The organism is Arthrobacter sp. 2YAF22_2 (assembly GCF_052114645.1).
GTDB lineage: Bacteria > Actinomycetota > Actinomycetes > Actinomycetales > Micrococcaceae > Arthrobacter.
Genome location: NZ_JBFRFD010000152.1, coordinates 1 through 7,153, shown reverse-complemented (window position 1 = coordinate 7,153; position 7,153 = coordinate 1). Strand labels below are relative to the sequence as shown.

The following is a 7,153-nucleotide window of genomic DNA, read 5'->3' as shown; positions in this document are numbered from 1 at the left end:
GGCCGCTGCCGCCCTGATGGGCATGGGTGACGTCAGCGCCGCCACCGTGCCGAAGCTGGTCCTGCTCTCCCCTCCGCGGGCCGGGGGTGCGGTGAGCACCCGCAGCTTCCTGCCCGTGCGCGTGCACACGTCAATCGGTGTGCTCGGCGCCCTCACGGTGGCCGCGGGGGTGCTCGCCGACGGGTCGGTCGGCCATGACGTCGCGGTGCTGCCGCCGCCGGGCTCACCCTTCCGCATCGAACACCCAACCGGCCACTTCGACGTCGAGGTCGGCCTCGAGCCGGCCGCTGGCGGTTTTACCGTCACCGGCTCCGCGGCACTCCGAACAGCCCGGAAGATTTTCGAGGGGCGCGTCTTCCCGCGCCCCCGCCTCTGACACCCACCCGCAAGATAGGACTGATCCATGACCGAGCACACTTCGTTCGACGTTGCGCACCTGGGGAACGTGGAGCTGCTGACACCCGCGTTCGATAAGAGTCTGTGGTTCTTCCGCGACCTGCTCGCCATGCGCGTTGTCGCGGAAACCGGTGAAGCCGGCACCAGATCCGTGTATCTCCGGACATGGGATGAGTACCAGCTCTACACCCTGAAGCTCACCGAGTCCGACGACGCCGGCGTGGGCCGGACCTCGTTCCGCGCCACGAGCCAGGCGGCGCTTGAACGCCGGGTGGCGGCGATCGAGGCCACCGGCCTCGGGGCCGGCTGGTTGGAGGGCGAGGTGGGCACCGGCCCCGCCTATGCGTTCCGCGACCCGGATGGCCATGACCTGGCGATTTACTACGAAACCGAGCGGTACGTCGCCACCGACGACAAGCCGGCGCTGAAGAACCAGGCCTCGGCGTTTCCGGGCCGCGGAGTCAACGCCAGGCGGCTGGACCACATCAACTTCCTGGCCAAGGACGTCGTGGCCAACGGCGAATTCGTCGCCAGGGCGCTGGCGGGACGCGAGAGCGAGCGCATCAAACTCGACGACGGCGGCTACGCCGCCTGGTGGTTCCACTTCAACAACAAGTCCTACGACATTGTCTACTCCGATGACTGGCTCAAGCACGGCAACCGGCTGCACCACGTCGCCTTCGCCCCCGACACCCGGGAGGACATCCTCAAGGCGGCGGACATCTTCCTCGAGAACGGCATCCACATCGAGTCGGGCCCGCACAAACACGCGATCAACCAGACCTTCTTCCTTTACGTCTGGGAGCCCGGCGGCAACCGGATCGAACTGGCCAACGCCGGAGCCCGGCTGCTGTTGGACCCCGACTCTCCGGTGGTGGAATGGACCCAGGAGGAGCRTAAGAAAGGCCAGGCCTGGGGTATGAAAACGATCGAAACATTCCACACCCACGGAACCCCCAACGTTTCCGCCGATGCAACGCAACTATCCGCCAGTTCAGCACAAGCCAAGCCAGCACAGACCAGTCCAGCACAGAGAGGTGCGCAGTCATGACCAGCCCAGCAGACACGGACGCGCCGGTAACTACCGGCCTGTTCATCGGGGGACGCGAGCGCCAGGCCGGCTCGACCCTGGAGATCGTCGACCCGGGAAAGCCCGGGGCCATCGTCGGGCACGCCGCCGCGGCCGGTGCCGCCGACGTCGACGATGCCATTGCGGCGGCGAAGGCGGCCTACCCCGGGTGGTCTGCGCTCAGCGCCCAGGAGCGCGCGGAACTCATGCGCGCCGCACTCGAGGGCATCGCCGCCTTCCGCGACGAGGACGCCGCCATCCTGTCCCGGGAAAACGGGAAGATCCGTCAGGAGGCCTGGGTCGACTCCCTGGTGTTCGAGATCCGGTGGAACCTCGCCCTGGCCCTGGCCGGCGACGTGGACGCCACCACGGTGCTTCCGCCTGCCCCGGGAATCCCGGTCACCACCACGGTCGCGTTCCAGCCGCTCGGCGTGGTGACGGTCATCGTGCCGTTCAACTGGCCCATCGCCATCCTCGCCGCGTCGTTGCCGCACGCCCTGTTGGCCGGCAATACCGCCATCGTGAAGCCCCCGCCCACCGCGCCGCTTGCGACAGCCCGGGTGGTCCAGCGGATCGCCGAAAAGCTGCCGCCCGGCGTCCTCAACGTCGTCACCGGCAAGGACGCCGACATGGCAGCCCTCATCACCAGCACCGACGTCGCCAAGGTCTGCTTCACCGGCAGCGTCGGCGGCGGCAAACGCATCATGGAGATGGCCAGCAAATCACTGACCCGGGTGACGCTCGAACTTGGCGGCAATGACCCCGCCGTCGTTCTCGAGGACGCCATCCTCGATGACACCCACCTTGACCGCATGTACGCCGCCATCTTCGACACCACCGGCCAGATCTGCATGAACGCGAAGCGGATCTACGTACACCGTTCGCGCCTGGACGAGCTGGCCGTGGGGCTGTCGAGCCGGCTGGAAGCGGCCGTGATCGGTTACGGGCTGGACGAAGGAACCACGATGGGCCCGCTGCACTCCCCGGCACAGAAGGCCTTCGTCGCCGGCCTCATCGAGGAAGCGAAGGCTGCCGGCGCCGACGTCAGGGAGTTTGGGACGCTGCCCGCGGACCCGGATCTGCAGGGCGGAAACTTCCTGCGTCCGGCGCTGGTCGTCGACCCGGACCCTGCGCTGCGCGTGGTGACCCAGGAGCAATTCGGGCCGGTCATCCCCCTGCTGCCGTTCGATACCGAGGATGAGGCGGTCGAAGCGGCGAACGCGGGCTGGGCGGGCCTCTGCGCCTCGGTATGGACCGCCGAGGCCGCGACGGCGGACCGGGTGGGCAGAAAACTGGTGTGCGGTTACGTGTGGGTCAACGACCATGGCGCCACGCGGCTTGACCTGCGCGCTCCGTTCGGCGGCATGAAGCAATCCGGCATGGGCCGGGAGCAGGGAATCGACGGCGTCCGGGCATTCCAGGACACCCGCGCGATCGCCCACCTCGAACCCGCGGCCCCGGCGGGGGACTGAGCGGCTGCCCCGGACCCGGTGGGTGCTGGCCGCGGCCGGGTGCCTGCCGGCCGCCGGCAGCACTGCGGTTAATGCCTGGTGTCAGCAGATACCTATGGACAGTCCCTATCGACATAGGTAAAGTCGGAGGCGGGTGCACCGTCGCACCCGCCGAAAGGACTCCCCGATGGCGACTCGAAGCACGCCCGCGATCAACCGGGCAGCATCACTGGAACTCATCCACGACTTTTCCCTCGAAATGACCGGCAAGGACATCCCCGCGCTGACCGAGGCACAGGGCCACATCCCGCCGGGCACGCGGATCAACGTCACCTTCCTCGGCAACGAGGACCTGGAAATGCGGGTGGCCGCCGCCAGGGCGGTCCGCGACCTCGGCTTCGTGCCTATCCCGCACATCTCCGCCCGCCGCCTGAAGTCCCAGGCGCAGCTTGAGGAGTTCCTCGGACGCCTGCAGGACGTCGGCGCCTCCGAGCACGTCTTCGCCGTCGGCGGCGACCCCGCAGCGCCGGAAGGCCCGTACGAAGACTCGCTCGCGGTGATCCGCAGCGGCATCCTGCAGCAGTACGGCGTGCGCGAGGTCGGCATCGGGGGCTACCCCGAGGGCCACCCGGACATCCCGAAACAGGTGCTCTCGCGTGCCCTGACGGACAAAACCGCGGCCCTCGCCGAGCAGGGCCTGGGCGCCGTCATCCTCACCCAGTTCGCGTTCGACACCGATCCGGTCGCCGACTGGATCGACGCCATCCGGTCCGGCGGCATTAACGCCCCGGTCCGCGTCGGGACACCGGGTCCGGCCGGCATCAAACGCCTGCTCGGCTTCGCACGCCGCTTCGGCGTCGGCGCCAACGCCATGATCGTGAAGAAGTACGGTTTTTCGCTCACAAACCTCATGGGTGACGCGGGCCCGGACCGGTTCGTCACCGATCTCGCCGCCGTTCTAGCAGAACATACCCCCGGGCAGCAGCCGCACATCGGCGGCCGGGTAGGGCTGCACTTCTATACCTTCGGCGGGCTGCTGGCGACGGCGGACTGGGTCCGTCAGTTTATCGCCGAGCAGGGCTGAGGCTCAACTGTGGCACTGCACACCGAGTCCCTCAGGGACCAGTCCTGCCTGATAGTCCACGGCCCGGACCTGCCCGGAATCGTCGCCGCGGTGGCGGCCCTGGTCACCCGCCACCACGGCAACATTGTCACCCTCGACCAGTACTCCAGTGATCCGGCGTCGGGCGATTTCTTCCAGCGGGTGGTGTTCACCCGCCCGGATCTGGCCGCAGCAATGCCGGCGATTGAAACCGACCTGGACAGAACCCTGACGCCCCTGGGGCTGCGCTGGACGCTCACGGACCGGTCCGTCCCCAAACGCATGGCCATCCTGGTGTCGACGTCCGACCACTGCCTGCTCGAACTGCTCTGGCGGCACCGGCGCGGTGAGCTGCCCGTGACCATCCCCATGGTGATTTCCAACCACACCAACACCGCCGAGGACGTCCGCTCTTTCGGGGTGCCCTTCTTCCACGTGCCGTCGGTCGGCCCCGACAAGTCCGCGGCTGAAGCCGAAATCCTGAAACTGCTGGACGGAAACGTGGATTTTGTCGTGCTGGCACGCTACATGCAGATCCTGTCGCCGGACTTCCTGGACCGGACCGGGGTGCCGCTGATCAATATCCACCACTCATTCCTGCCGGCATTTGTCGGGGCAGCCCCTTACCGCAAGGCCAAGGAACGGGGCGTGAAGCTGATCGGCGCAACGTCGCACTACGTGACCAAGGACCTTGACGAGGGTCCGATCATCGAGCAGGACGTCGCCCGCGTGACGCACGCCCATTCGGCCACCGACCTCCAGGCCCGCGGCGCCTACGTGGAACGGGCCGTGCTCTCGCGTGCCGTGCAGTGGCACGCCGAGGACCGCGTCGTCCGGCACGGCAACCAGACCATCGTCTTCTGACCCGAACCGCTACCCGCCCGACTCAACAACCATCCGACCCAAGCAATCCGATACAGAACAAGAGGTTCACCGTGGCACCTAAGAATCTGCAGGAAGTCCTCGACGCGTCCCGCGGCGCCGTCGACCTGCTCCGCAACTCGCAAATCGGCTCTTACATCTACCCGGTGGTCCCGGCCGACTTCCAGAACTGGATCAAGGAACAGACCGCCTGGCGCCAGACCGCCGTGCTGTACGACCAGTCCCACCACATGGACAACCTCTTCCTCAAGGGCTCGGACGCGATCAAACTGATTTCGGCCACGGCGATCAACTCCACCGCCGTCTTCCCGGTCAACAAGGCGAAGCAGTATGTGCCCACCACCGCGTCAGGACACGTCATCGGTGACGGCATCCTTTTCCGCGAGGGAGAGGACGAGTACGTCTATGTCGGGCGCGCGCCCGCGGCGAACTGGCTGCTCTACCACGGCCAGACCGGCGGCTACAGCAACCTGGACATCAGCGTGGACCGACGTTCGCCGTCACGTCCGTACGGCCACCCGGTGACCCGCCAGTACTACCGCTTCCAGATCCAGGGTCCGAACGCCTGGCAGGTGATCGAGAAGCTCAACGGTGGCCCGCTGGAGCAGCTCAAGTTCTTCAACATGTCCACGATGACGATCGACGGCACGACCGTGCGCACCCTCCGCCACGGAATGGCCGGCGCGCCCGGCCTTGAGGTCTGGGGACCCTATGCCGACCACGACCGCATCCGCGACGCCATCGTCGCGGCCGGCGCCGAGTTCGGGCTGGTCCCGGTCGGGTCCCGCGCCTATCCGTCCAACACCCTTGAATCGGGCTGGATTCCGTCCCCGCTGCCTGCCATCTACACCGGCGAAGCGGAGCGCGGCTACCGCGAATGGCTCCCCGCCGACGGGTACGAGGCGACCGGAACCCTGGCCGGGTCCTTCGTGTCCGAGAACATCGAGGACTACTACCTGACTCCGTTTGAGCTCGGCTACGGCTCGTTCGTAAAGTTCGACCATGACTTCATCGGCCGCGACGCCCTGGAGCGGATGGACAAGGCGTCGCAGCGCAAGAAGGTCACCCTGGCCTGGGACGCCGGGGACGTCACCGCGATCTACGCGTCACTGTTCGACGTGGAGGGCCCGAGCTACAAGTTCTTCGACCTGCCCCTGGCAAACTACGGTTCCGCCAACTACGACTCGGTGGTCGACGCCGACGGAACGGTCGTCGGTTACTCGATGTTCACGGGCTACAGCGCGAACGAGCGGCGGGCACTGTCGCTGGCAACGATCGACGCCAATGTTCCCGAAGGCACCGAACTGAAGGTGGTGTGGGGGGAGCCGAACGGCGGAACCGCCAAGGCCGCCGTCGAGCCGCACGTGCAGACCGAGGTCCGCGCGGTGGTCAGCCCGGTGCCCTACTCGACAGTCGCCCGCGCCACATACCAGGGCGGGTGGCGCACGAACTACCAGCCAGCCTAGGCTGGGAACTCCGGGTCAAGGGGGCGGCGACGCCCCCTTGACCCTCCCTCCGGCTGCTGAAGGAGCACCGCATGAGCCTCCGATACGCGCTGCTCGCGTTGCTGCGCGTCGGCCCGCTCTCCGGCTACGAACTGCAGAAGCAGTTCTCTGCGTCGGTGGGGCACGTGTGGCATGCCCCCGATTCCCAGATCTACCCCGAGCTGCGCAAAATGGAAGCCGAGAATCTCATTGAGGGCGAAGAGCAGCCAAGGGGCCAGCGCGCCACCCGGCGCGTTTATCACGTCACGGCCGCCGGCGACGCGGCGTTCCTGGCCTGGATGCAGACGCCGCTGGAGTACGCCCGCGTCCGCGATCCCGCCCATCTGCGTGCTGCGTACCTTGAAGCCGCGTCGCCGGCAGCCGCCCGCGATTTCTTCCGGCGGCACAGCGCCCAGTGGGAGGCCGAGCTGGCGCAGTGGGAGGGCGAGCTGCTGCGGATCGCCGGGGTGGAGAACCCGATGCTGGTGCGGCGCCTCGCGGTCACCGACCCGGGCGACCGTGAGCGCACCATAGCGTTCAAGCGGTTCACCTATGAGGGCCTCGTGGACCGGGCCCGGGTCGAGATCGCCTGGGCCCGGCGCGGACTCCAGCTGATCGACCAGCTGGAGGCTTCCGGCGGCGTGTGGGCCCGCCCGAGTCCTGCCGGCGTCTAGCATCCTGCGTCAGCCCTGGGCTCCGCCGTCCCGGATCCGGGGCGGCGGCGCCAGGGCCTGCCTGCTACCCGAAGTTCTGCGCCGTCGCGTATCCC

At 67.7% G+C, this 7,153-nt stretch carries 7 protein-coding genes; all 7 read left to right on the top strand.

Annotated elements, in window-relative coordinates; genetic code table 11:
• Window positions 1–376 (top strand): PrpF domain-containing protein (locus AB4Y86_RS08325; RefSeq protein WP_441401786.1); only part of this gene is annotated, 376 nt, incomplete at its 5' end.
• Between the two features lie 27 nt (window positions 377–403).
• The gene (locus AB4Y86_RS08320) at window positions 404–1,447 is read left to right on the top strand and encodes a VOC family protein (RefSeq protein ID WP_441401785.1); all 1,044 of its coding nucleotides are present in this window, start codon (window positions 404–406) and stop codon (window positions 1,445–1,447) included.
• On the top strand, window positions 1,444–2,937 hold the full coding sequence (locus AB4Y86_RS08315; RefSeq protein ID WP_441401784.1) for an aldehyde dehydrogenase family protein: 1,494 nt from the start codon (window positions 1,444–1,446) through the stop codon (window positions 2,935–2,937). The genes AB4Y86_RS08320 and AB4Y86_RS08315 overlap by 4 nt, the downstream gene beginning before the upstream one ends.
• A 166-nt stretch (window positions 2,938–3,103) precedes the next feature.
• On the top strand, window positions 3,104–4,000 hold the full coding sequence (locus AB4Y86_RS08310; protein ID WP_441401783.1) for a methylenetetrahydrofolate reductase: 897 nt from the start codon (window positions 3,104–3,106) through the stop codon (window positions 3,998–4,000).
• Between the two features lie 9 nt (window positions 4,001–4,009).
• Entirely contained in the window at window positions 4,010–4,882 is an 873-nt protein-coding gene (purU, locus tag AB4Y86_RS08305) for a formyltetrahydrofolate deformylase (protein WP_441401782.1), read from the top strand.
• A 71-nt stretch (window positions 4,883–4,953) separates the two neighbouring features.
• On the top strand, window positions 4,954–6,366 hold the full coding sequence (gene ligM, locus AB4Y86_RS08300) for a vanillate/3-O-methylgallate O-demethylase (RefSeq protein WP_441401781.1): 1,413 nt from the start codon (window positions 4,954–4,956) through the stop codon (window positions 6,364–6,366).
• Window positions 6,367–6,437: 71 nt separating this feature from the next.
• Window positions 6,438–7,058 carry a PadR family transcriptional regulator gene (locus tag AB4Y86_RS08295; protein ID WP_441401780.1) on the top strand — a complete coding sequence of 207 codons (621 nt, stop codon included), beginning with the start codon at window positions 6,438–6,440 and terminating at the stop codon, window positions 7,056–7,058.
• Window positions 7,059–7,153 lie beyond the last annotated feature (95 nt).